Consider the following 23,216-nt stretch of genomic DNA (forward strand, 5'->3'; position numbering starts at 1 on the left):
ACAGGATGGAATATCAGGGCGTTGACGCCGCCATGCGTGAACGCGTGCGGCAAACATTATGCGAGGTGGAGCGGAAATACGGCATAAAAGTGCTGTATGCCTGCGAGTCCGGGAGTCGCGGCTGGGGGTTTGCGTCGCCAGACAGTGACTACGATGTGCGGTTTTTGTATGTGCACGAGCCGCAGTGGTATCTGCGGGTTGAACCACAGCGCGATGTCATCGAGCTGCCAATAGACGATGAGCTGGATGTGTGTGGTTGGGAGTGGCGCAAAGCGCTGGGGTTGCTGAAAAGCGCTAACCCGACCTTAATCGAATGGCTGGATTCGCCGGTGGTTTATCAGCAGGAGGATGCCACACTGGCGGCGCTGCGTACGCAGGTGCCGCACTGGTTTTCACCGGTCAGAGCGCGCTGGCATTACTATTCGATGGCGAAGAAAAACTTTCGTGGTTATTTGCAGGGGGAAGCGGTGCGGCTGAAGAAATATTTCTATGTGCTGCGCCCGTTGCTGGCAGTGCGCTGGATAGAAGCTGGCAAAGGAATGCCGCCGATGCGTTTTGCTACGCTGCTGGAGGGCAGCAACCTGGGCGCTCCCCTGCGTGCGGAAATCGACGAACTGCTGGTATTAAAACAGCGGGCGGGAGAAGCGCAATACGGACCGCGACGCCTTTTACTGCATGACTTTATCAAAACGGAACTGGCGCGTGGTGAAGTGCCGGACGCGCTGCCGGAGAGCCGCAGCGGTAAGGTTAGCGATCTCGACCAGTTGTTGTACCAGACCGTGATGTCTGCCTCATAAACGTTGCCGGATAGCGCTGCACTTACCCGGCCTGCATACTCCCGCAGGCCGGATTACGCGAAGCCGCCATCTGGCAGCATCGTCTGTCACTCAAACAGATTATGGTGCAGTTTCTGCACCACTTGCTCGGCTTCCGCGCCTGGCACCAGGAAGCAGAGGTTATGGCTGGACGCGCCGTAACAAATCATGCGGATGTTAAACGGATCCAACACGCCAAACACCTCTTTGCCCACGCCGCACGCTTTCGACAAATCGTTGCCGATCAGCGCCACCAGCGCCAGGTTCTCTTCTACTTCCACACGGCACAGTGATGAGAGCTCTGTCAGCAGCCCCTGGGTGAGTAGCGTATCGCCCGTAGACGTTGAGCCAGTGGTGTCCAGCGTCAGCGCCACGCTCACTTCGGAAGTGGTGATCAGATCGACGGAAATGTTATGCCGCGCCAGAATGCCAAATACTTCCGCGAGGAAACCGCGGGAGTGCAGCATATTCAGACTGTGCAGCGTCAGCAGCGTTTGTTTGCGGCGTAACGCCAGCGCACGGAACAGCGGCGGATTGCTGGTTTTATTGCACACCAGCGTACCGCCAGCTTTGGGATCTTTGCTGGAACCAACAAAGACCGGAATATCGCTGCGTACCGCAGGCAACAGTGTGGCAGGATGCAGCACTTTCGCACCAAAAGTCGCCATTTCCGCCGCTTCTTCAAAGGCGATTTCATCAATACGTTTTGCCGCTGGCACCACGCGTGGATCGGTGGTGTAAATACCGGGTACGTCGGTCCAGATGTCGACACGCGTTGCGTGCAACGCTTCACCCAGCAGCGCGGCGGTGTAGTCGCTGCCGCCGCGGCCCAGCGTGGTGGTACGACCTTTGGCTTCGCTTCCGATAAAGCCCTGAGTGATCACCAGACCTTCGGTGAGGCGAGGCGCAAGTTGCTGTGCGGTCAGTTCCGCCAGCGCGGAGACGTCTGGCTCGGCGCGGCCAAAACGATCGCTGGTGCGCATGACTTTACGCACATCAAACCACAGTGCCTGCACGCTGCGTTCACGCAGCACTTCAACAAACAGCAGCGTCGACATCAACTCACCGTGGCTAACCAGCTCATCGGTCAGCGCGGTGGAGGTGGCGAGCGAGGCGGCTTCCGCAAGTGTGCTGATGTTTTCCAGCAGGTGTTCAATCTCTTCGCGGATCACGTCCGGGTTGGACATCCGCTCCAGAATATTGAACTGAATTTTACGAATAGCATCGAGTTTGACGAACCGTTCGCTGGCTTCCAGTCCTTCCGCCAGTGCGACCAGCAGATTGGTCACGCCAGCAGAGGCGGAAAGCACCACCAGGCGAACATCGGAATCGGAAAGCACCACGTCCGCACTGCGGTTCATGGCATCATAATCGGCAACGCTGGTGCCGCCGAATTTGGCGACAACTAAATTAGACATAACAACCTCGTGTCAGGGGATCCACTATTTCAGCCATGGCACAAGGGAAGAGCGAAAAACGGGGTGGGCGCAGATAACAAAACAACTACGATTTCCCCAGAAGTGCTCCACCTTGCGAAACGCCCGACTGGGAACGTTTCTGGTGACAACCCAGAGGATTCAGCCTCTGTAGCCGATAACAAACGCTGCCAGGCGTTTTGCTATCTCGGCGTTGCTCCCCCTCAGGTGTTTTCTTCAGTTTGGCTCTTCCAACACCGTGTACCTGGGCAACGCGCCTCTTCTGGCTATTACCTTCGCCTTTCGCGCCGCAGCGGTGTTGGCTGCTTGCGAAATGCATGGGTAATAAATACCTTCACTTTCACACCGCAGCGGTATTGGCTGCTTGCGAAATGCATGGGTAATAAATACCTTCGCCTTTCACGGCTCGGTAATACAACACAATTGACTCCGCGCGTACGCGGAGAGTGTCGTTATAAATAAAGCGTCAGCGGGTGTGCTGTCAACGACGGGATTATGCGGATTTTTCATCTGGCTTTCGCCGTCAGTAAAATGACTTATGTTGTTCTCCTGTCCGGTTATTTTGCGCCGGGATTTGCGCCTTGCTCACCGCTCGTGACACAAAAACCATCACAATTTTCCCTGCCAGGCGCTACAATCGACCGCAGTCACAATTCTCAAATCAGAAGAGTATTGCTATGAAAAACATCAATCCAACGCAGACCTCTGCCTGGCAGGCATTACAGAAACATTACGCTGACATGAAGGACGTTACTCTCGCGGAGCTGTTCGCGAAAGATGGCGACCGTTTTGGCAAGTTTTCCGCAACGTTCGACGATTTGATGCTGGTGGATTTTTCTAAAAACCGCATCACCGAAGAAACCCTGAACACCCTGTTGTCGCTGGCGAAAGAGACTGAACTGGCTGGCGCCATCAACTCTATGTTCTCTGGCGAGAAAATTAACCGTACGGAAGATCGCGCGGTTCTGCACGTCGCGCTGCGTAACCGTAGCAATACGCCGATTGTGGTTGATGGCAAAGATGTGATGCCGGAAGTGAACGCGGTTCTGGAGAAAATGAAAGCTTTCTCGGAAGCGATCATTTCTGGTGCCTGGAAAGGTTACACCGGCAAACCTATCACCGACGTGGTGAACATTGGTATCGGCGGTTCCGACCTTGGCCCGTTCATGGTCACCGAAGCACTGCGCCCGTACAAAAATCACCTCAACATGCACTTTGTTTCTAACGTCGATGGCACCCACATCGCTGAAGTGCTGAAAAAAGTGAACCCGGAAACCACGCTGTTCCTCGTGGCCTCCAAAACCTTCACCACTCAGGAAACCATGACCAACGCCCACAGCGCGCGTGACTGGTTCCTGAAAACCGCCGGTGATAACAAACACGTGGCGAAACACTTTGCGGCGCTCTCCACCAACGCGAAAGCGGTTGGCGAGTTCGGCATCGACACCGCGAACATGTTCGAATTCTGGGATTGGGTGGGGGGGCGTTACTCTTTGTGGTCCGCGATTGGTCTGTCGATCATTCTCTCTGTGGGCTACGACAACTTTGTGGAACTGCTCTCCGGCGCCCATGCGATGGACAAGCACTTCTCCACCACTGAGCTGTCGAAAAACCTGCCGGTGCTGCTGGCGCTGATCGGCATCTGGTACAACAACTTCTTCGGTGCCGAAACCGAAGCTATCCTGCCGTATGACCAGTACATGCATCGCTTTGCCGCTTACTTCCAGCAGGGCAACATGGAATCCAACGGCAAGTATGTTGATCGTAATGGCAACGCCGTAGATTACCAGACTGGCCCTATCATCTGGGGTGAGCCGGGCACCAACGGTCAGCACGCGTTCTACCAGTTGATCCATCAGGGAACCAAAATGGTGCCGTGTGACTTTATTGCACCGGCGAAAACCCACAATGCGCTCTCCGATCATCATCAGAAGCTACTATCAAACTTCTTCGCCCAGACCGAAGCGCTGGCGTTCGGTAAATCCCGTGACGTGGTTGAACAGGAATATCGCGATCTGGGTAAAGATCCGGCAACGCTGGAAAACGTTGTGCCGTTCAAAGTGTTCGAAGGCAACCGTCCTACCAACTCCATTCTGCTGCGTGAAATCACGCCGTTTAGCCTCGGTGCGTTGATTGCGCTCTATGAGCACAAAATCTTCACCCAGGGTGTCATTCTCAACATCTTCACTTTTGACCAGTGGGGCGTAGAGCTGGGTAAACAACTGGCGAACCGCATTCTGCCGGAACTGGGCGATGCCAGCGCAGTATCGAGCCACGACAGCTCCACCAACGGCCTGATTAACCGCTATAAATCCTGGCGCGGTTAATCCTGAAAGCGTCGCTTCGGCGGCGCTTTTTTTTCCTCTGAATATATGAAGTCCGCGGTTTTATATATTGGTGGTCCGATCTTGCCGATATATAAGTAATGGCAATATTGATATTTTCATTATGGAAAGATTATGAAGAATAATCTGATTCGGTAATGACATATTGAGCGATCAGGTTTATCCGAAAATGTCGTCGACGCCATCAATTATTGCTATAAATTTTAGGACTAGCCTCATTGTGTCACCTTTTTGCAATTATTTAATTGCTTGATAAATATCACATTTATTTTTGATTTGTTTTCTGTCCAACTGCTAAATACCCATTTTCCTAAAACTCACTCGCCTATTTCCCGGGGCGTAATTCATCTGCTTTAGTTGTGTATACTCGATCTCGCCTGAGTTTTTTCAGGTAAATCTCCATTCATTCAATGAAGGGATATTGATATGAAAAAAGTCCTGTATGGCATTTTTGCCATATCCGCACTTGCGGCGACCTCTGCCTTCGCGGCACCGGTATTAGTCGGTGAAGCAGCAGGGTCGGCAGCGACCTCTGTCTCTGCAGGCAGTTCTGCAGCGACGGGCGTTAGCACCGTAGGCTCTGCGGCGGGTGTCGCTCTTGCGGCAGTCGGTGGCGGTGATGGCTCCAACACTGGAACCACGACCACCACAACAACAAGTACCCGGTAATAGCGGGTGCATTAACTATAACCACACTTCGGTGTGGTTATTTCGCCTCTTTCGGAGAAGAGTCGTGAAGCGACCTGGAATCATTTTGCTTTGCCTGCTCCTTCAGGCATGTTCTGGCCCGATCAAAGGCCTGGGAACGTCGCTTTGGAATAGCGTGTTTGGTACCCCTGGTGCTCATCTGACAGATGACGAACTGCTCAATATGCCTTATGCCAGCCAGTACGTGCAGCTTAATGATGGCCCGCAACTGTTTGTGGTGCTCGCTTTCGCGGAAAACGGGCAGCAGAAATGGGTGACGCAGGATCAGGCTGTCATCGTCACGCAGAATGCCCGCATTGTGAAAACCCAGCTTGGCGGCGACAAGCTCGGCGGCGATAACTTAATTGAAGTGAATAACCTTGGCGCCGATCCGTTGGCCAAACCGAATCAGATTATCGATGGCGCGAGTTGGACGCGTGTCATGGGCTGGTCTCAGCATAAACAGGTGCGCTACGCCGCCGCACAGTCAGTGTTCCGTTGGAACGGAACGGACACGATCACACTGGCGAACGACGAAACGGTTGTTCGCGTGCTGGATGAAGAGGTCACCACCGAAGAGAAAAACTGGCGCAACCGCTACTGGGTGGATGATGAAGGGCTTATCCGCCAGTCAGTGCAGTATCTCGGCGCGGGATTCTTCCCGGTGAAAATGACCCTGATTAAGGCGGCGAAAGAATGAAAACGTACGCGTTGCTCCCGCTTTTACTCGCACTCTTTTCCCCGCTGGTGCTGGCGACAGGGACCGTTGATGTGTATGTCGCAGGCGATGCGACACCGAAAAAGCTCACCAATGCTGAACATTTGGTCGACCTGGTTGGGCAACCCCGACTGGCGGACAGCTGGTGGCCTGGCGCGGTCGTCAGCGAACGACAGGCCACCATCGCACAACAGGCGAGGCATCAGGTACTGCTGGAACGCCTGAGCAGCCTGGCTGCTGACGAAAGTGATAATGCCGCCGCGGCCATTAACGCCCTGCGTCGGCAATTGCAGGCGGTCAAAGTGACCGGTCGGCAAATCGTGCCGCTCGACCCGGACTATATCCGTCTGCACCGCCTTTCTAACCGCCCGCTGCAAGGGGAATACACCCTGTGGGTCGGGCCGCAGCCTGGCACCATTAGCGTGGTGGGGTTGATCAGCAGTCCAGGCAAGAAGCCGTTTACACCCGGTCGGGATGTGGTGAGTTATCTGGATGATATGGACCTGCTAAGCGGAGCCGAACGCAGCTATGCATGGGTGATTTATCCCACCGGACAAACACAGAAAGTGCCAGTGGCGTACTGGAACAGACGCCACGTCGAGCCGATGCCCGGTAGTGTGATTTTCGTGGGTTTTGCGCCGGGTCTGTGGAGCAACGTCTATGACGAGCTCAACGCCGACATTCTTGAGTCCCTGACGCATCGGATACCGGAATAATAATGAAAAAATCGTTTGTAATAAGCCTGTTGGCGCTTGGAGTAAGCGCGGCCTGTCACGCAGAAACGTTTCCGGACCCGGTAGGCCCGTCCCAATCTGATTTTGGCGGTGTGGGTCTGCTGCAAACCCCAACGGCGCGTGTAGCGCCGGAAGGCGAGCTAAGCCTTAATTACCGCGACAACAAGCAATACCGTTTCTACTCCGCTTCGGTGCAGCTGTTGCCGTGGCTGGAAACGACGCTGCGCTATACCGACGTGCGTACGCGCAAATACAGTTCCGTGGAGGCGTTCTCCGGCGATCAATCTTACAAAGATAAAGCGTTTGATTTGAAAGTGCGGCTGTGGGAAGAGGGCTACTGGCTACCGCAAGTGGCCGTGGGTGCGCGTGACGTGGGCGGTACCGGTTTGTTCGACGGTGAATATCTGGTGGCGAACAAAGCCTGGGGGCCGTTCGATTTCTCACTCGGTATCGGCTGGGGTTATCTGGGTACCAGCGGTAATATCAAAAACCCGCTCTGTACCTACGACACGAAGTTCTGTACCCGTGATACCAGCTACAAAGCCGCAGGCTCAACGGATACGTCGCAAATGTTTCGCGGTCCGGCCGCACTGTTTGGTGGGGTGGAGTACCAGACGCCCTGGCATCCGCTGCGCCTGAAGCTGGAATACGAAGGCAACAACTATCAGCAGGATTATGCCGGTAAACTGCCGCAGCGTAGCAGCGTTAACGTTGGTGCTATCTACCGCGTCGCCGACTGGGCCGACATTAACCTGAGTTACGAGCGCGGTAACACCTGGATGTTCGGCTTTACCCTGCGCAATAACTTCAACGACCTGCGCCCTGGCTATAGCGATAACTCACGCCCGAGATATCAGCCAGAGCCGCAGGATGCCATTTTGCAGCACTCCGTGGTGGCGAATCAGCTTACCCTGCTGAAATACAATGCAGGCTTTGCAGATCCGCAAATTCAGGTAAAAGGCGATACGCTGTATGTGACCGGCGAGCAGGTGAAGTACCGCAACACCCAGGAGGGGATCGAGCGTGCTAACCGCATTGTTATGAATGACCTGCCGGAGGGGATTCGTACCATTCGCATTAACGAAAACCGTCTGCACTTGCCGCAGGTGACCACCGAAACGGATGTCGCCAGCCTGAAGCGCCATCTTGAAGGCGAACCGCTGGGGCAAGACACGGAACTGGTGCAAAAACGCGTGACGCCAATCGTGCCGGAGAGCACCGAGCAGGGATGGTATATCGATCGGCCGACGTTTGACTTCCACATTGATCCGGTACTGAACCAGTCGCTTGGCGGCCCGGAAGGGTTCTACATGTACCAGATTGGCGTGATGGCGACGGCGGACTGGTGGTGGACGGATCATCTGCTGACCACCGGCAGTCTGTTTGCCAACCTGGCTAACAACTACGACAAATTTAACTATACCAACCCGCCATCGGATTCGGCGCTGCCGCGCGTTCGTACCCGCGTACGTGAATATGTGCAGAACGATGTCTACGTGAACAACATGCAGGCGAACTACTTCCAGTATCTGGGCAATAACATTTATGGTCAGGTGTATGCCGGGTATCTGGAAACCATGTACGGCGGGGCCGGCGCAGAACTGATGTGGCGTCCGGTAGACAGTAACTGGGCGTTCGGCGTGGATGCGAACTACGTGAAACAGCGTGACTGGCGCAGCCCGCAGGACATGATGAAATTTACCGACTACAGCGCGAAGACGGGGCATTTCACCGCTTACTGGACGCCGTGGTTTGCACAGGATGTATTGGTGAAAGCCAGCGTCGGGCAGTATCTGGCCGGGGATAAAGGCGGCACGCTGGACATCTCCAAACACTTCGACAGCGGTGTTGTGGTCGGTGCCTACGCCACGATCACCAACGTGTCGGCAGCACAGTACGGGGAAGGGGACTTTACCAAAGGGGTCTATATTTCCGTGCCGCTGGATCTCTTCAGTATCGGCGCTACCCGCAGTCGTGCTGGCATCGGCTGGACGCCGCTGACACGTGACGGTGGGCAGAAACTGGGGCGTAAGTTTGAGCTGTACAATATGACCAACGATAAGACGCTGAACTTCCAGTAAGCATTTCCCTCGCTGAACGTTACCGGACACCCCTCTCTCAGGAGAGGGGGTTATAGCTGGCGCAGCAACCGCGCCGGGTTCCCCGCATAAACCTCTTTTCCGGTCTGGCGGACTTCCATTCTCACTCCTTAAATCGATTTGCCCAGAATATGCAACAGGCTCTGCTGAGAGGGGGTACTGAACACGGTATCCTTGATATGCGTTAACCCCTGGCGGAGGTAGAAACGGTATGCCTGCGGGTTGGCGTCCAACACTTCCAGCCAGAAAAAGGTTTCGCCCCGGTTTTTCGCCATCCGTTCTATTTCCGCAATCATCTGTTCTCCATAACCTTTGCCGGTTTTTCCGGGAAGCAGATAGAGCTTATGCAGCAGCGTACCGGCATGGCTATCGCCCTCTACGGCACAGTGCCAGGAGACTTTGGCGAATCCTACCGGCCCGTGATCCTGGGCGATAAACCAGTCACTGACATCGCTTTGCAGGCTCTGCTGTAATGTGTTCAGGGAGTACTCTTGCTGCAAAAAAGCCTGCAACTCGTGCTGCTGATGCCACAGATGAGCAAAATGGTGGGAATAACTGGCATAACCCATCTCGCTCAATAATGCGGCGTCATCCGGGCCTGCTTTACGTATTGTCAGCACTCTTTGGACCTCCATGCGTGAAATTTGACGATGCAACATGTCATCACGCGGTGTCACAAAATATAAGTAAATAATGTAGATCCAGATCACATTTCTGCGTTATACAGGAGGCTCGCCACTAAGCATGAGGTGCTGATATGACGTCGCTAACGCGTCCGCGCGCTGAGTTTATTTCGACCATTTTGCAGACCGTGCTTAACCTCGGCCTGCTGAGCCTCGGCCTGATTCTGATTGTCTTTCTGGGGAAGGAGACGCTGCATCTGGCGGATGTGCTGTTCGCCCCTGTGCAGACCAGCAAATATGAGCTGGTGGAAGGACTGGTGGTTTACTTTCTCTACTTCGAATTTATCGCGCTGATTGTGAAATACTTTCAGTCCGGTTTCCACTTCCCGCTACGCTATTTCATCTACATTGGCATTACCGCGATTGTGCGCCTGATCATCGTCGATCATCAGTCGCCGATGGACGTCCTGATCTACTCGGCGGCGATCCTGCTGCTGGTTATCACCCTGTGGTTGTGTAACTCCAAACGGCTGAAGCGTGAATAAAAAAAAGGCGGCTGATTAAGCCGCCAAACAACAGTCACAAGTTACTCGTCATACAAGTTGAGGGTGCAGTGGCCTCGCCCGTCATCTTTCGGGTGATAGCTGTGTTGGCTTCCTTTACTCACCCCAGTCACTGACTTCTGTCAGCTCCCGGGGATTCATGCCGTCGCCGCCTTGCTCTCAGCCGAAATCTTTAGGGCGTAATAACAACGATGAAACTTAACCTTTCACACCGCCTGCGGTCAGGCCGTTAACCAGCCAGCGCTGCGCAAGCAGGAAGACAATCGTAATGGGAATGGCGGACAACACCGCCGCTGCGGCAAAATCCCCCCACAGGTAGTTTTGCGGGTTGAGATACTGCTGCATGCCCACCGCCAGCGTGTAGCTGTTCACATCGCGCAGCAACAGCGACGCGACCGGGACTTCGGTGATGGCGGCAATAAACGACAGAATAAACACCACCGCCAGGATCGGCACCGACAGCGGCAACAACACCAGACGGAACGCTTGCCACGGGGTGGCGCCATCCAGCGCGGCGGCCTCTTCCAGCGAACTGTCGATGGTTTCGAAATACCCTTTAATCGTCCATACATGCAGCGCAATACCGCCCATATAGGCGAAGATCACCCCACCATGCGTGTTCAGACCAATAAACGGAAGGTACTGGCCCAACCGATCAAACAAGGCATACAGCGCCACCAGTGACAGCACGGCCGGGAACATCTGGAAAATCAGCATCCCTTTCAACAACGTCGCTTTGCCACGAAAACGCATACGGGCAAAGGCGTACGCACAGGTCGTGGAGAGCGCGACAATCCCGACAGCGGTGATCCCGGCAATTTTCACCGAGTTCCACAGCCATAGCAGCACCGGGAAGGGCGGGGGTGTGACGCGACCATCTGCGTGTTCAACGCTAAAGCCCAGCGCCAGTCGCCAGTGCTCCCAGGAGATGGTCTCCGGGATCAAGCTGCCGGTGGCGAAGTTGCCTTCACGCAGCGAAATGGTGATCACCATCAGCAGCGGGAACATAATGGCGGCAATAAACACCAGCAATAACAGGTGAGTCACCCACAATCTCAGCTTTTGCGATTTCGCTTGCACCATAGCCATACTTTTCGTCCTCCTTAATCGAATTTCATGCGTGTGGCTTTCAGGTTGACGATAGCCAGCAGACCGACCAGCAGGAAAATCAGCGTGGCGATGGCGGCCGCAAGCCCAAAGTCCTGACCGCCGCCGCCTTCAAAGGCGATGCGGTAGGTGTAGCTCACCAGCAGGTCGGTATACCCCGCCGGCGTCGTGGTGCCGATGCGGTCCGGCCCGCCGTTGGTCAGCAACTGGATCAATACGAAGTTATTAAAGTTAAAGGCAAAACTGGCGATCATCAGCGGTGTGAGCGGTTTGATCAGCAGTGGAAACGTGATGCGGAAAAAGTTCTGCAACGGTCCTGCGCCATCCATTGCCGAGGCTTCGTACAGATCGTCCGGGATCGCTTTTAACAGCCCCATGCAGAGGATCATCATGTAGGGATAACCAAGCCAGGTATTGACGATCACGATCATCGTGCGGGCCGTTGTCGGATCGCTGAACCAGGCCGGTTTGATGCCAAACAGCGCGCTGAGCATCATGTTGATTTCGCCGAAGCTCTGGTTAAACAACCCCTTGAAAATCAGTATCGAGATAAACGACGGCACGGCGTAGGGCAGGATCAGCAGTACGCGATAAATCGCTTTGCCTTTCAGCGACTCCCATTGCACCACGCAGGCCAGCACCATCCCCACGGCTACCGTCAGTACCACGGTGAGGACAGAGAACACTACCGTCCAGATGAAAATGGCGACAAACGGCTTCTGGATGCCCTCATCGGTGAACACACGCATGAAGTTATCCCAGCCAATGGTGACGGTATAACCGGGGCTCAGCTTTTCATCACCCCAACTGCCATCGGCATTCACGGCCTGGAAGAAGCCAATGTTGTTATTGGCCCGATATTTCGTGCCGCTCTGGTTATTGGTTAACGTGCCATCCTGTGCCAACTGGTAGAGCGGGCGGGTGCCGGAAAACTGGCGCAGCGAGCTCATGGCAACTTTGCTCTCATCCGGCAATATGGCGGTGAGCTGGTTCAGCGCCTGGCGCTGCTGGGTGATCACGCGCAGGTTGGCGCGCTCGCCAGCGGGCAGGGCAGTCACTTCTTTTACGGTGATTTTCTGTTCTCCGCCGGGTTTAAAGGCGTCGGAGAGGTAATTTTTTCCGCTGTCGCCATCGGTTAACGCCAGTTGCCACTCGTCACCCGCCGGGTACAGGCCAAAATTGTAGGCCTTTCCTGCCTGGTAAGCGCGATCGAGCAGGACTTGTTGCGCGCGCTCCTGGGTCAGCTGGTTGGTGCTGCTGTAGTTGGTAAAGGCAATGGCGATAGTGCAGATCAGAGGAAACAGGACAAACAGCCCCATCCCCGCCAGACCGGGATAGACATAACGCCAGGCATAGGCTTTACGGTTGGCGAAAATATAGAGACCCGCTGAACTCAGGATCAGCGTCGTTATGGCAAAAAGGTATTCCCCTTGGGCATACATCAAAACAACAAGGTATCCCACCAGTAGTCCCATAAGGGCAATGGCCGCCCAGGCGAGCTGCGGGCTTTGCCACCAGTGGCGTTTTCTTACAACATCCATGGGAAGTCCTTTTACAACGGTGAAAACGAGTGTCAGGTGGCGCTGCGTTTACCTGATTTGTACGTAGCGCCACCCGGCATATTGCTTACTTGGTAATACGACCCTGTGCGTCTTTCAGGGCTGCATCGACGGTCTGACGACCGCTGACCGCATTGATAACGGCGGTGCGGGTGGCGTACCAGAAGGCGGCCATCTGCGGGATATTCGGCATGATTTCGCCGGTTTTCGCGTTATCCATGGTGGCGGCAATGCGCGGATCTTTTGCTAACTGATCCTGATAGGTTTTCAACGCAACCGCGCCCAACGGTTTATCTTTGTTCACTTCTTCCAGACCCTGATCGGTCAGCAAGTAGTTTTCGAGGAACTCTTTCGCCAGTTCTTTGTTCGGGCTGGCGGCGTTAATACCGGCGCTCAGCACGCCAACAAACGGTTTGGACGGCTTGCCTTTAAAGGTCGGCAGCGGGGCGACGCCGTAATTGATTTTGCTCTTATCAATGTTGGCCCACGCCCACGGACCGTTGATGGTCAGCGCGGTTTCCCCTTTGTTAAAGGCGGCTTCGGCGATGGAGTAATCCGTGTCGGCGTTCATGTGCTTGTCTTTAATCAGCTTCACAAGGAAGCCCAGACCGGCTTTCGCCCCGGCATTGTCGACGCCCACGTTTTTCACGTCGTATTTGCCGTTTTCAAATTTGAACGCGTAACCCCCGTCGGCGGCAATCAGCGGCCAGGTGAAGTACGGTTCTTGCAGGTTAAACATCAGCGCGCTCTTACCCTTCGCTTTCAGTTCTTTGTCCAGCGCCGGGATCTCTTCCCAGGTTTTTGGCGGGTTTGGCAGCAGATCTTTGTTATAAATCAGCGACAGGGATTCCACAGCTACCGGGTAGGCAATCAGCTTGCCGTTGTAACGCACCGCATCCCAGGTGAAGGGATACAACTTATCCTGGAAGGCTTTATCCGGCGTGACTTCCGCCAGCAGACCAGACTGCGCATAGCCGCCAAAGCGGTCGTGTGCCCAGAAGATAATGTCCGGGCCATCACCGGTCGCGGCAACCTGCGGGAACTTCTCTTCCAGCTTGTCCGGGTGTTCGACGGTGACTTTGATACCGGTGTCTTTCTCAAATTTCTTACCCACTTCGGCAAGACCGTTATAGCCTTTATCGCCATTAATCCAGATGACCAGCTTACCTTCTTCGATCTTGGCGAGGGCAGAGGCGGAAAACATCATCGTCGCCACTGCGGACAATGCGAGGATGCGTGCGCCTGTTTTGATTTTCATATATCCCGTCCTTTAGGTGTTGTGCTCGTGGATACGTTCAGGTGGTTCGACGGGGATTAGTCTCCTTTTTTGACAAGCGCTTCTCATCCTCCTTAAACCTACGCCCCAGGGGTGATTTGTGTGATCCCTGTTACACAAATTTTTATTATGTGTGTCAGCGCACATAAAAATGTGCCGGTTTTTGCAGCGTCCATCACGAAATTGCCCGTAGCCCCTCAGCCAGGGGGGCAGAGCTGCTTCTCTCATCCTCCCGCCTCCTCCCCCATCAAAAACCAGGGGGGTGGAGGATTCACACGCGATATCGATGCGCCATAGTCAGCCCACGTTGAATGTTTCTGTTGGTGACAGGTTGTAACGAAGGGAGAAGGGCATGGCGAGCGTACAGCTGCGTAATGTAACGAAAGCCTGGGGCGATGTGGTGGTGTCGAAAGACATCAACCTCGATATTCACGAAGGTGAATTCGTGGTGTTTGTTGGCCCGTCAGGCTGTGGTAAATCGACGCTGCTGCGCATGATTGCCGGGCTGGAGACCATTACCAGCGGGGATTTGCTGATCGGCGATACCCGTATGAATGATGTTCCCCCCGCCGAACGCGGCGTCGGCATGGTATTTCAGTCCTATGCGCTCTATCCGCACCTTTCGGTGGCGGAGAATATGTCTTTTGGCCTGAAGTTAGCGGGTGCGAAAAAAGAGACGATCAAAGCGCGTGTTACCCAGGTGGCCGAAATCCTCCAACTGGCCCATTTGCTGGAGCGTAAACCGAAAGCCCTTTCCGGCGGTCAGCGTCAGCGCGTCGCGATTGGGCGCACACTGGTCGCTGAACCCCGCGTCTTCTTGCTTGATGAACCCCTCTCCAACCTTGATGCCGCCCTGCGTGTGCAGATGCGTATTGAGATCTCCCGTCTGCATAAACGCCTTGGCCGCACGATGATTTACGTCACCCACGATCAGGTCGAAGCGATGACGCTGGCTGACAAGATTGTGGTGCTGGACGCCGGTCGCGTGGCGCAGGTGGGTAAACCGCTGGAGCTTTATCACTACCCGGCTGACCGTTTTGTCGCCGGATTTATCGGCTCACCGAAGATGAACTTCCTGCCGGTAAAAGTCACTGCCACCGCCATTGAACAGGTGCAGGTTGAGCTGCCTAACCGCCAGCAAGTCTGGCTGCCGGTAGACAGCGCCAATGTGCGGGTCGGCGCGAATATGTCTCTGGGCATTCGCCCGGAGCATCTGCTTCCAAGCGACATCGCCGATGTCACGCTGGAAGGCGAAGTTCAGGTCGTAGAACAGCTTGGTCACGAAACACAAATTCATATCCAGATCCCCGCAATACGTCAGAACCTGGTTTACCGCCAGACCGACGTGGTGCTGGTAGAAGAGGGTGCCACATTCGCCATCGGCTTACCGCCGGAGCGTTGCCATCTGTTCCGTGAAGATGGCACCGCCTGCCGCCGGTTGCATAAAGAGCCCGGCGTTTAAGCATTCCAAAAAACTGACACAGAGCCATTCGCGCCAGCAGTCAATAACGCTCGCGTGCGAAAGGTGATGTGTAAAAGAAAAGCAATGATCTCAGGAGATAGAATGATGATTACTCTGCGCAAACTTCCACTGGCTCTCGCCATTGCCGCAGGCGTCCTGTCTGCACAGGCGGGCGCCGTCGACTTTAAAGGTTATGCCCGTTCCGGCATTGGCTGGACAGGCAGCGGCGGCGAGCAGCAATGCTTCCAGGCGACAGGTGCGGACTCAAAATACCGTCTCGGTAACGAATGCGAAACCTACGCGGAAATTAAATTAGGCCAGGAAGTCTGGAAAGATGCTGATAAAAGCTTCTATTTTGACTCCAACATCGCCTATAAAACCGCACAACTGAATGACTGGGAAGATAGCAACACGCCAGCCGTTCGCGAATTTAACGTGGTGGGTAAAAACCTGATCGATTCACTGCCAGGCGCCAACATTTGGGCCGGTAAACGTTTCTATCAGCGCCATGACGTGCACATGATCGACTTCTACTACTGGGACATCTCCGGTCCGGGCGCGGGTCTTGAAAATATCGACGTCGGTATCGGTAAACTCTCTTTAGCCGCTACCCGTTCTTCTGAGTCCGGTGGTTCTTCTGCCTTCGGCGATCGCGATCCTAACACCGGTCTGCGGACCTATAACAACAAAGTGCCAAACGACGTCTTCGACGTGCGTTTAGCGCAGATGGCCATTAACCCGGGCGGTACGCTGGAACTGGGCGTTGACTATGGTCACACCAACATTCCGGATGACTACTATCTGGAACCTGGTGCATCGAAAGATGGCTGGATGTTCACGGCTGAACACACCCAGAGCATGATGAAGGGCTACAACAAATTTATCGTGCAATACGCCACTGACTCGATGATCTCTCAGGGCAAAGGCCAGGCGCGCGGCGGCTCTGTGGATAACGACGGTCATCTGATCCGCGTGCTGGATCATGGTGCTATCAATCTCGCTGAGAAGTGGGACCTGATGTATGTCGGTATGTATCAGGATATCGATCGCGACAACAAACAAGGCACCACCTGGTACACCGTGGGCGTGCGCCCAATGTACAAATGGACGCCGATCATGAGCACGCTGCTGGAAGTGGGTTATGACAACGTCAAATCCCAGCAGACCGGCGATCGTAACGACCAGTACAAAATCACCCTTGCCCAGCAGTGGCAGGCTGGCGACAGCATCTGGTCTCGTCCGGCAATTCGTGTTTTCGCTACCTATGCCAAGTGGAATGAGAAATGGGGCTACGTCAAAACTGACTCCTCCGGTAATTCCTCTTCCTTCGCGGCAAGCAATAGCACTATCACGCCGTTTGGCACCACCAGTCGTGGTAACGACGATGAGTGGACCTTCGGCGCCCAGATGGAAATCTGGTGGTAATCCATTCACACCCGCTGTAATGACCGAACGAGGGGCGCAAGCCCCTCAATCTTGGGTGACGCGCGCTATTGCCTGGCCAACGCTCACCGAGCAATCAAGGTGATAATAATGAAAATGAAAAAAAGTTTTATCGCGCTCTGCCTGTCCGCAGGGCTACTGGTTGCGGCTCCCGCTGTGAGCCTGGCTGCCGTCAATATCGTGCCGCAGGATGTCTCTGCCGCACCGTCCATCCCTGCTTCTGCGCTGCAACAGTTGCACTGGATGCCTGTTTCGCCTTCGCAAACCCTTTCCAGCGATGTGAGCGCTGCCGGGCAGACGCTGAACGTTGCGGGAATTTCCGGGCCGGTAATGGCCTATAGCGTTCCGGCGAACATTGGTGAACTGAACATCACGCTCACCAGCAAAGTCAGCAATGAGAGCGTGTATGCGCCGAACGTGCTGGTGCTTGATCAGAACTTCACGCCCGCGGCATTTTTCCCGTCCCACTTCTTTACTTACCAGGAGCCGGGAGTGATGTCTGATAATCGTTTAGAAGGCACGATGAAGCTCACTCCTGCGCTGGGTCAGCAAAAGCTTTATCTGCTGGTGTTTACGACCCAAAAAGATCTCCAGCAAACCACGCAAATGGTTGATCCGGCCAAAGCGTATGCAAAAGGTAATGGTAACGCGGTGCCTGATATTCCTGATCCGATTGCTCGCCATGGCGTAACCGGTTCGCTGGCGGTGAAAGCCAGCACCTCGTCATCGTCCAGCATCCTGGTCGGCCCGCTGTTTGGTTCCTCCGGCCCTGGCCCGGTCACCGTGGGAAATACGGCGGCGCCAGCCTATAGCGCCCAACCCGCACCCGCCGCCGCGCCGGTTGCCGCACCTGCGCCCGCAGTGAAAAGCGAACCGATGCTCAACGATACGGAGAGCTATTTTAACCAGGCCATCAAACAAGCTGTTGCGAAAGGTGATGTTGATAAGGCATTGAAATTATTGGATGAAGCAGAACGCCTCGGGTCGAAAACCGCCCGTTCCACTTTTATCGGCAGTGTAAAAGGCAAGGGGTAAAAGTCTCCCCACAATGCTGATATTTGCAGCAACTGGTGCGTCGCCTGACGCACCCTTTTTCCGGCGCAGCGGTGCGCTGTTGCACACCTGTTGCGCTGATGAAAACCGAATGAACTTTCCCCGCCCGTAACGCCTGTTCTGCGATACAATAATCCTACGTTATGTACCGGAGAGTAAGGCATGTCTCACCCCGCGCTTACGCAATTGCGTGCGCTGCGCTATTTAGACGCGATTCCTGCGCTTGAACCGCAACTGCTGGACTGGCTGTTGCTGGAAGATTCCATGACGAAACGTTTTGAGCAGCAGGGCAAAACGGTCAGCGTGACGCTGATTCGGGAAGATTTTGTCACCGCAGACGAGATAGCGCAGGAGCACGGCCTGTTGCCGGAGGAGCCACGTTACTGGCTGCGCGAAATCATTCTCTGCGCGGATGGCGAACCCTGGCTTGCCGGGCGCACTGTGGTGCCGGAGTCCACCCTGAGTGGTCCGGAGCTGGCGCTGCAAAAGTTGGGAAAAACGCCGCTTGGGCGTTATCTTTTTACCTCTTCTACGCTTACGCGTGACTTTATTGAAATTGGTCGTCATGAGCAGCTATGGGGACGCCGTTCCCGCCTGCGCCTGGGGGGAAAACCGCTGATGCTGACCGAACTGTTTTTGCCTGCGTCGCCGTTGTACTAAGAGGAATCGAAAATGGAGTGGAGTCTCACGCAGAATAAGCTGTTGGCCTTTCACCGGCTGATGCGTACGGACAAACCGATTGGTGCGTTGCTGCTGCTGTGGCCGACGCTGTGGGCGTTATGGGTGGCGACGCCGGGAGTGCCGCCGCTCTGGATTTTACTGGTCTTTGTGGCGGGCGTCTGGCTGATGCGCGCCGCCGGATGCGTGGTGAACGATTACGCGGATCGTAAGTTTGACGGCCATGTTAAGCGCACCGCGAACCGTCCGTTGCCCAGTGGCGCCGTGACGGAGAATGAAGCGCGGACCCTGTTCGTGGTGCTGGTGTTGTTAGCGTTTGCGCTGGTGCTGACGCTCAACATGATGACCATCCTGCTGTCGGTGGCTGCACTGGCGCTGGCATGGGTCTATCCATTTATGAAGCGCTACACGCATCTGCCGCAGGTGGTGCTGGGCGCGGCGTTTGGCTGGTCGATTCCGATGGCGTTTGCCGCGGTCAGCGAGTCAGTGCCGCTGAGCTGCTGGATCATGTTTCTTGCCAATATTTTGTGGGCTGTGGCTTACGACACACAGTACGCAATGGTCGACAGGGACGATGATGTCAAAATTGGTATCAAATCGACAGCAATCCTGTTTGGCCGTTTCGACAGGTTGATTATTGGTATCTTGCAGGTTGCGGTGATGGCGCTGATGGCGTTCATTGGCTGGCTGAGCGGGTTAGGCTGGGTCTATTACGCGACGGTGCTGATAGCGGGTGGGCTGTTTGTCTACCAGCAAGTGCTGATTGCGGGCCGTGAACGCGACGCCTGTTTTAAAGCCTTTATGAACAATAACTACGTGGGTCTGGTGCTGTTTTTAGGGCTGGCGTTCAGTTACCTGCATTGATGTTTCTCATCCCTCTCCCTGTCGGGAGAGGGTTATCTTACTTTCACGCTTCTGCTTGCGTTGCGCTCTCAATCGTTAAACGCACATCCGATGTAATCAGCTCCGCCAGCATCTGGTACACGCTCAATGTCTGCGCGGGTTCCGCATCGCCAGTGTCGCTGATATAGCCTTCGTCACGCAGCGTCAGCACCAGCGTACTGAAGACCGCCTTATCGAAGAACTCCGGTGCGTTGATACCGTGCAGCACCGACAGACGTTGCGCCAGCGTACGGCTCTCTTTTTCCAGCGTACTGCGGTTCATCGACGGGTTCGCACTCAGCAGCCAGAAGGTGATGGCATAACGTTGCAGCGTTTCGCGCGCACCTGCGGCGAGCAGTTGCAACGTGCGCGAGTGCGCCGGGTTAATGCTCACACGATCGTCTTTCAGCGTCAGCAGCCCCTGGCGCAGCAGCTCCTGGGTCAGGTTTTCCAGCACCTGCGCCAGCTCTGCTTTCTCCCAACGCAGGAACAGCTCCGCTTTCAGCATCGGGTAGAGCAACTCGACATGACGCAGAATTTCACGTTGGGAAATGGCGCGATGCTGGGTCACGATAGCCGCCAGCAATGACGGCAGCATCAGCATATGCGCAATGTTGTTGCGGTAATAGGTCATCAACACGGCCTGCTCGCGCGGCAGAATGATGATATCGCCGATAGTATCTTTCTCGACTTCAAACTTGTTCATCTGCAACGCGTGATCGATAAGCTCACTGGCGCTGGCGGACGGCGTGGTTGAATCCGGCGAATAGGGCACATTGCGCATGAGCTCAAGGTAGCAACTCAATTGCTCGGTTAACTGCTCACGCGTCAGAGAGCGCTGACGCGATGCCAACAGCGCCGTACAGCACAGGTTCATGGCGTTAGCCGCACCCGCGTTGTTAATTCGCACCATCAGATCGGCGGCAATGCCGTTCACCGTCGGCGTTAACCATGCCGGACGGATGGCTTCAATCGGATCGATCGACTCGCGCCACTCCGGTACATGGTGGTTCAGGTAGTTCATCAGCGGGATGGGCTCGCCGAAATTCACATACCCCTGGCCCAGATTGCGCAGCTTGCTCAGGCCTCGCACCATCTGCAACAGACTCTCTTTCTCTTTCGTCGCCCCGCGCAGCTCTTTGGCGTAAGTGCCCACTTCCATCACGTGCTCATAACCGATGTAAATCGGCACCAGCGTGATCGGACGCGTACCGCCGCGCAGCATTGCCTGGATGGTCATCGACAGCGTACCGGTTTTCGGATCCAACAAACGCCCGGTGCGGGAACGGCCGCCCTCGACAAAATATTCGACGGAATAACCGCGGCTGAACAGCTCGCCCAGATATTCACGAAACACAGTGGAATAGAGCTTATTGCCTTTAAAAGTACGGCGAATAAAGAACGCGCCCAGACGGCGGAAAATCGGCCCGGCGGGCCAGAAATTCAGGTTAATGCCTGCGGCGATATGTGGCGGCACCAGCCCCTGGTGATACAGTACGTACGACAGCAGCAGGTAGTCCATATGGCTGCGGTGGCAGGGCACATAGACAATCTCGTGACCATCATGGGCCAACTGGCGCACGCGCTCGGCGTTGTGCACATTAATGCCCTGATAGAGACGGTTCCAGGTGAAGCCAAGGATGCGGTCGGTCAAGCGGATCATCTCGTACGAGAAGTTCGCTGCAATCTCTTCCATCAGCGCAATGGCGTTTTGCTGCGCCTTATCGTGGGAGATTTTTTTGCTGCGCGCCTCATCTTCGACAGCTCTGGCAATCGCTTTGGATGAGAGCAGCTTATTAAACAGATCCTGGCGCGCAGGCAGGCGCGGGCCAACTGCGGCAAGGCGCTGACGGGCGAAGTGCATACGCGCGACGCGCGCCAGTTTCTGCGCGATGATTTTGTCTGTGCCGTGTTCTGTCGCCATGCGACGCAATGAAACCGGCGGCGAAAAACGCACGAAGCTGTCGCGGCCAAGCCAGGAAACAGCGAAGAATTTCTGAATGCCGTTGAGCATGCGTAAAGGCGGGTTGACTTCGCCCTTCTCACGCCCGGGGGAGCGACCAAACATCACCGATACCGGCACCATTTGCACATCCAAATCCGGATGACTGCGGTGGAGATCCAGGTAATCATGGAACAGTTTGATGGATTCTTCTTTTGGCGTGTAATAGGTAAATACACGCGGCCCGCCGTGGATAAACACGTAACGCGGTAGCAGTGCGCCGTCGATTTCCAGCGGTTCCAGTGGGTCTGGCAGCTCATGCGCCAGACACTGAGCGCGCAGCGTCATCAAGTCTGCCTTGGAGTTGTAAGGCAGCACATACATGATGGGACGTGAGGTATCGAGACCCAGTTCCTGTGCAGGTTCTGCGGGGATCGATTTACTTTTTACCAGCACGCTTAATGGTAAATTCAGTAATTTGTAGTAAATTCGTGGCCAGCCGGACATAAAGGATGTAAAGCCTCTGGTTAATAGTGCCATTGCGCCGCAAGAATATCAGAAAGCGCGCATAATTTCTGTTGTACCTCTGCATGCTTACATAGACATTGATGCTCATTAGATAAAAAGGTTCTTTTTCATGGCCAATAATACCACTGGATTAACCCGGATCATTAAAGCGGCGGGCTATTCCTGGAAAGGCGTTCGCGCCGCATGGATAAATGAAGCGGCGTTTCGCCAGGAGGCCGTCGCGGTCGTGCTGGCCATTATTATTGCCTGCTGGCTTGATGTGGAGCCCATCACGCGCGTGCTGCTGATTGGTTCGGTTTCGCTGGTCATGATCGTTGAAATCCTCAACAGCGCAATTGAAGCCGTGGTGGATCGGATTGGCGCGGAATTTCATGAGCTTTCCGGGCGAGCGAAGGATATGGGGTCGGCAGCGGTGCTGATGTCTATCCTGCTGGCGCTGTTTACCTGGATCTCATTGCTCTGGTCGCATTTTCGATAACGATTCCAGAATTCGATAACGCCCTGGTTTTTTGCTTAAATTTGGTTCCAAAATCACCTTTAACTGTATATACTCACAGCATAACTGTATATACACCCAGGGGGCGGAATGAAAGCATTAACGGCCAGGCAGCAAGAGGTGTTCGATCTTATCCGCGATCGCATCTCCCAAACAGGTATGCCGCCGACGCGTGCGGAAATCGCGCAACAATTGGGGTTCCGTTCCCCAAATGCGGCTGAAGAACACCTCAAAGCGCTGGCGCGCAAAGGGGTTATCGAAATCGTATCCGGCGCATCCCGCGGTCTTCGCTTGCTGCTCGAAGAAGAAGACGATCTCGGGCTGCCGCTGATCGGTCGTGTCGCCGCCGGTGAGCCGCTGCTGGCGCAGCAGCATATCGAAGGGCATTACCAGGTCGATCCTGCGCTCTTCAAACCGCATGCGGATTTCCTGCTGCGCGTTAGCGGGATGTCGATGAAAGACATCGGCATTATGGACGGCGACCTGCTCGCGGTGCATAAAACGCAGGACGTGCGCAACGGCCAGGTGGTTGTGGCGCGTATTGAAGACGAAGTTACCGTTAAACGTCTGAAAAAACAGGGCAACACCGTTGAACTGTTACCGGAAAACAATGAGTTTTCCCCGATTGTTGTTGATCTGCGCGATCAAAACTTCACCATTGAAGGGCTGGCGGTAGGTGTCATTCGCAATGGCGAGTGGCTGTAACGCCTCCCTTATTCGCTGCGGCGCTGTTTTACGCTCCGCAGCGTTAATCCCTTTCCCCGATCGAT

At 54.9% G+C, this 23,216-nt stretch carries 20 protein-coding genes and 1 riboswitch; of the genes, 14 read left to right on the plus strand and 6 right to left on the minus strand.

Features of this window, described 5'->3' with window-relative positions:
* Positions 1-5: 5 nt before the first annotated feature.
* Positions 6-797: a nucleotidyltransferase domain-containing protein gene (locus tag ACQ3G7_RS07240; protein ID WP_430889364.1), complete on the plus strand. Its 792-nt coding sequence runs from the start codon at positions 6-8 to the stop codon at positions 795-797.
* Positions 798-883: 86 nt separating this feature from the next.
* On the opposite strand, the gene lysC is transcribed toward ACQ3G7_RS07240, so the two are convergent.
* The gene (lysC, locus tag ACQ3G7_RS07245; RefSeq protein WP_430889365.1) at positions 884-2,233 is read right to left on the minus strand and encodes a lysine-sensitive aspartokinase 3; all 1,350 of its coding nucleotides are present in this window, start codon (positions 2,231-2,233) and stop codon (positions 884-886) included.
* A gap of 92 nt (positions 2,234-2,325) precedes the next feature.
* Positions 2,326-2,521: riboswitch (Lysine riboswitch) on the minus strand.
* A 407-nt stretch (positions 2,522-2,928) separates the two neighbouring features.
* On the opposite strand from lysC, the gene pgi reads away from it, so the two are divergent.
* The 5 genes from pgi (at position 2,929) to ACQ3G7_RS07270 (ending at position 8,816) form a co-directional block, all read left to right on the plus strand.
* Positions 2,929-4,578: a glucose-6-phosphate isomerase gene (gene pgi, locus ACQ3G7_RS07250; RefSeq protein WP_263098462.1), complete on the plus strand. Its 1,650-nt coding sequence runs from the start codon at positions 2,929-2,931 to the stop codon at positions 4,576-4,578.
* A 444-nt stretch (positions 4,579-5,022) separates the two neighbouring features.
* Positions 5,023-5,265, plus strand: a complete 243-nt coding sequence (gene yjbE / locus ACQ3G7_RS07255; RefSeq protein ID WP_061498897.1) for an exopolysaccharide production protein YjbE — start codon at positions 5,023-5,025, stop codon at positions 5,263-5,265.
* Between the two features lie 64 nt (positions 5,266-5,329).
* Entirely contained in the window at positions 5,330-5,983 is a 654-nt protein-coding gene (locus ACQ3G7_RS07260; protein ID WP_430889366.1) for a YjbF family lipoprotein, read from the plus strand.
* Positions 5,980-6,717, plus strand: a complete 738-nt coding sequence (locus ACQ3G7_RS07265; protein ID WP_430889367.1) for a capsule biosynthesis GfcC family protein — start codon at positions 5,980-5,982, stop codon at positions 6,715-6,717. Before ACQ3G7_RS07260 ends, ACQ3G7_RS07265 begins: the two co-directional genes overlap by 4 nt.
* Before the next feature lie 2 nt (positions 6,718-6,719).
* A complete protein-coding gene (locus ACQ3G7_RS07270; RefSeq protein ID WP_430889368.1) occupies positions 6,720-8,816 on the plus strand; it encodes a YjbH domain-containing protein in 2,097 nt (698 codons plus the stop codon).
* 128 nt (positions 8,817-8,944) lie between these two features.
* On the opposite strand, the gene ACQ3G7_RS07275 is transcribed toward ACQ3G7_RS07270, so the two are convergent.
* On the minus strand, positions 8,945-9,454 hold the full coding sequence (locus ACQ3G7_RS07275) for a GNAT family N-acetyltransferase (RefSeq protein WP_430889369.1): 510 nt from the start codon (positions 9,452-9,454) through the stop codon (positions 8,945-8,947).
* A gap of 137 nt (positions 9,455-9,591) precedes the next feature.
* On the opposite strand from ACQ3G7_RS07275, the gene psiE reads away from it, so the two are divergent.
* The gene (gene psiE, locus ACQ3G7_RS07280; RefSeq protein ID WP_263098456.1) at positions 9,592-10,002 is read left to right on the plus strand and encodes a phosphate-starvation-inducible protein PsiE; all 411 of its coding nucleotides are present in this window, start codon (positions 9,592-9,594) and stop codon (positions 10,000-10,002) included.
* A 216-nt stretch (positions 10,003-10,218) separates the two neighbouring features.
* On the opposite strand, the gene malG is transcribed toward psiE, so the two are convergent.
* The 3 genes from malG to malE form a co-directional block, all read right to left on the minus strand.
* Positions 10,219-11,109 (minus strand): maltose ABC transporter permease MalG, encoded by an 891-nt coding sequence (malG, locus tag ACQ3G7_RS07285; RefSeq protein ID WP_430889370.1) that lies wholly within the window; start codon positions 11,107-11,109, stop codon positions 10,219-10,221.
* A 14-nt stretch (positions 11,110-11,123) separates the two neighbouring features.
* Positions 11,124-12,668, minus strand: a complete 1,545-nt coding sequence (gene malF, locus ACQ3G7_RS07290) for a maltose ABC transporter permease MalF (RefSeq protein WP_430889371.1) — start codon at positions 12,666-12,668, stop codon at positions 11,124-11,126.
* Positions 12,669-12,753: 85 nt separating this feature from the next.
* A complete protein-coding gene (gene malE / locus ACQ3G7_RS07295) occupies positions 12,754-13,944 on the minus strand; it encodes a maltose/maltodextrin ABC transporter substrate-binding protein MalE (protein ID WP_430889372.1) in 1,191 nt (396 codons plus the stop codon).
* A 370-nt stretch (positions 13,945-14,314) separates the two neighbouring features.
* On the opposite strand from malE, the gene malK reads away from it, so the two are divergent.
* From malK to ubiA, 5 genes are all read left to right on the plus strand, one after another.
* Positions 14,315-15,424, plus strand: coding sequence for a maltose/maltodextrin ABC transporter ATP-binding protein MalK (gene malK / locus ACQ3G7_RS07300; RefSeq protein WP_061498867.1), 1,110 nt, complete (start codon positions 14,315-14,317; stop codon positions 15,422-15,424).
* 102 nt (positions 15,425-15,526) lie between these two features.
* The gene (locus tag ACQ3G7_RS07305) at positions 15,527-16,849 is read left to right on the plus strand and encodes a maltoporin (protein ID WP_430889373.1); all 1,323 of its coding nucleotides are present in this window, start codon (positions 15,527-15,529) and stop codon (positions 16,847-16,849) included.
* A gap of 108 nt (positions 16,850-16,957) precedes the next feature.
* Positions 16,958-17,902: a maltose operon protein MalM gene (gene malM, locus ACQ3G7_RS07310; protein ID WP_430889374.1), complete on the plus strand. Its 945-nt coding sequence runs from the start codon at positions 16,958-16,960 to the stop codon at positions 17,900-17,902.
* Between the two features lie 180 nt (positions 17,903-18,082).
* Positions 18,083-18,580 (plus strand): chorismate lyase, encoded by a 498-nt coding sequence (ubiC, locus tag ACQ3G7_RS07315; protein WP_263098450.1) that lies wholly within the window; start codon positions 18,083-18,085, stop codon positions 18,578-18,580.
* Positions 18,581-18,592: 12 nt separating this feature from the next.
* Positions 18,593-19,462: a 4-hydroxybenzoate octaprenyltransferase gene (ubiA, locus tag ACQ3G7_RS07320; protein ID WP_430889375.1), complete on the plus strand. Its 870-nt coding sequence runs from the start codon at positions 18,593-18,595 to the stop codon at positions 19,460-19,462.
* Positions 19,463-19,505: 43 nt separating this feature from the next.
* Here the strand turns inward: ubiA and plsB are convergent, their stop codons facing one another.
* Complete coding sequence (gene plsB / locus ACQ3G7_RS07325; protein ID WP_263100990.1) at positions 19,506-21,929, minus strand: glycerol-3-phosphate 1-O-acyltransferase PlsB; 2,424 nt, start codon at positions 21,927-21,929, stop codon at positions 19,506-19,508.
* A 130-nt stretch (positions 21,930-22,059) separates the two neighbouring features.
* On the opposite strand from plsB, the gene ACQ3G7_RS07330 reads away from it, so the two are divergent.
* Both ACQ3G7_RS07330 and lexA read left to right on the plus strand, forming a co-directional pair.
* The gene (locus ACQ3G7_RS07330; protein WP_430889376.1) at positions 22,060-22,428 is read left to right on the plus strand and encodes a diacylglycerol kinase; all 369 of its coding nucleotides are present in this window, start codon (positions 22,060-22,062) and stop codon (positions 22,426-22,428) included.
* 108 nt (positions 22,429-22,536) lie between these two features.
* A complete protein-coding gene (gene lexA / locus ACQ3G7_RS07335) occupies positions 22,537-23,151 on the plus strand; it encodes a transcriptional repressor LexA (protein WP_061498844.1) in 615 nt (204 codons plus the stop codon).
* Positions 23,152-23,216: the final 65 nt, after the last annotated feature.

The organism is Kosakonia sp. N21 (assembly GCF_050587465.1).
GTDB lineage: Bacteria > Pseudomonadota > Gammaproteobacteria > Enterobacterales > Enterobacteriaceae.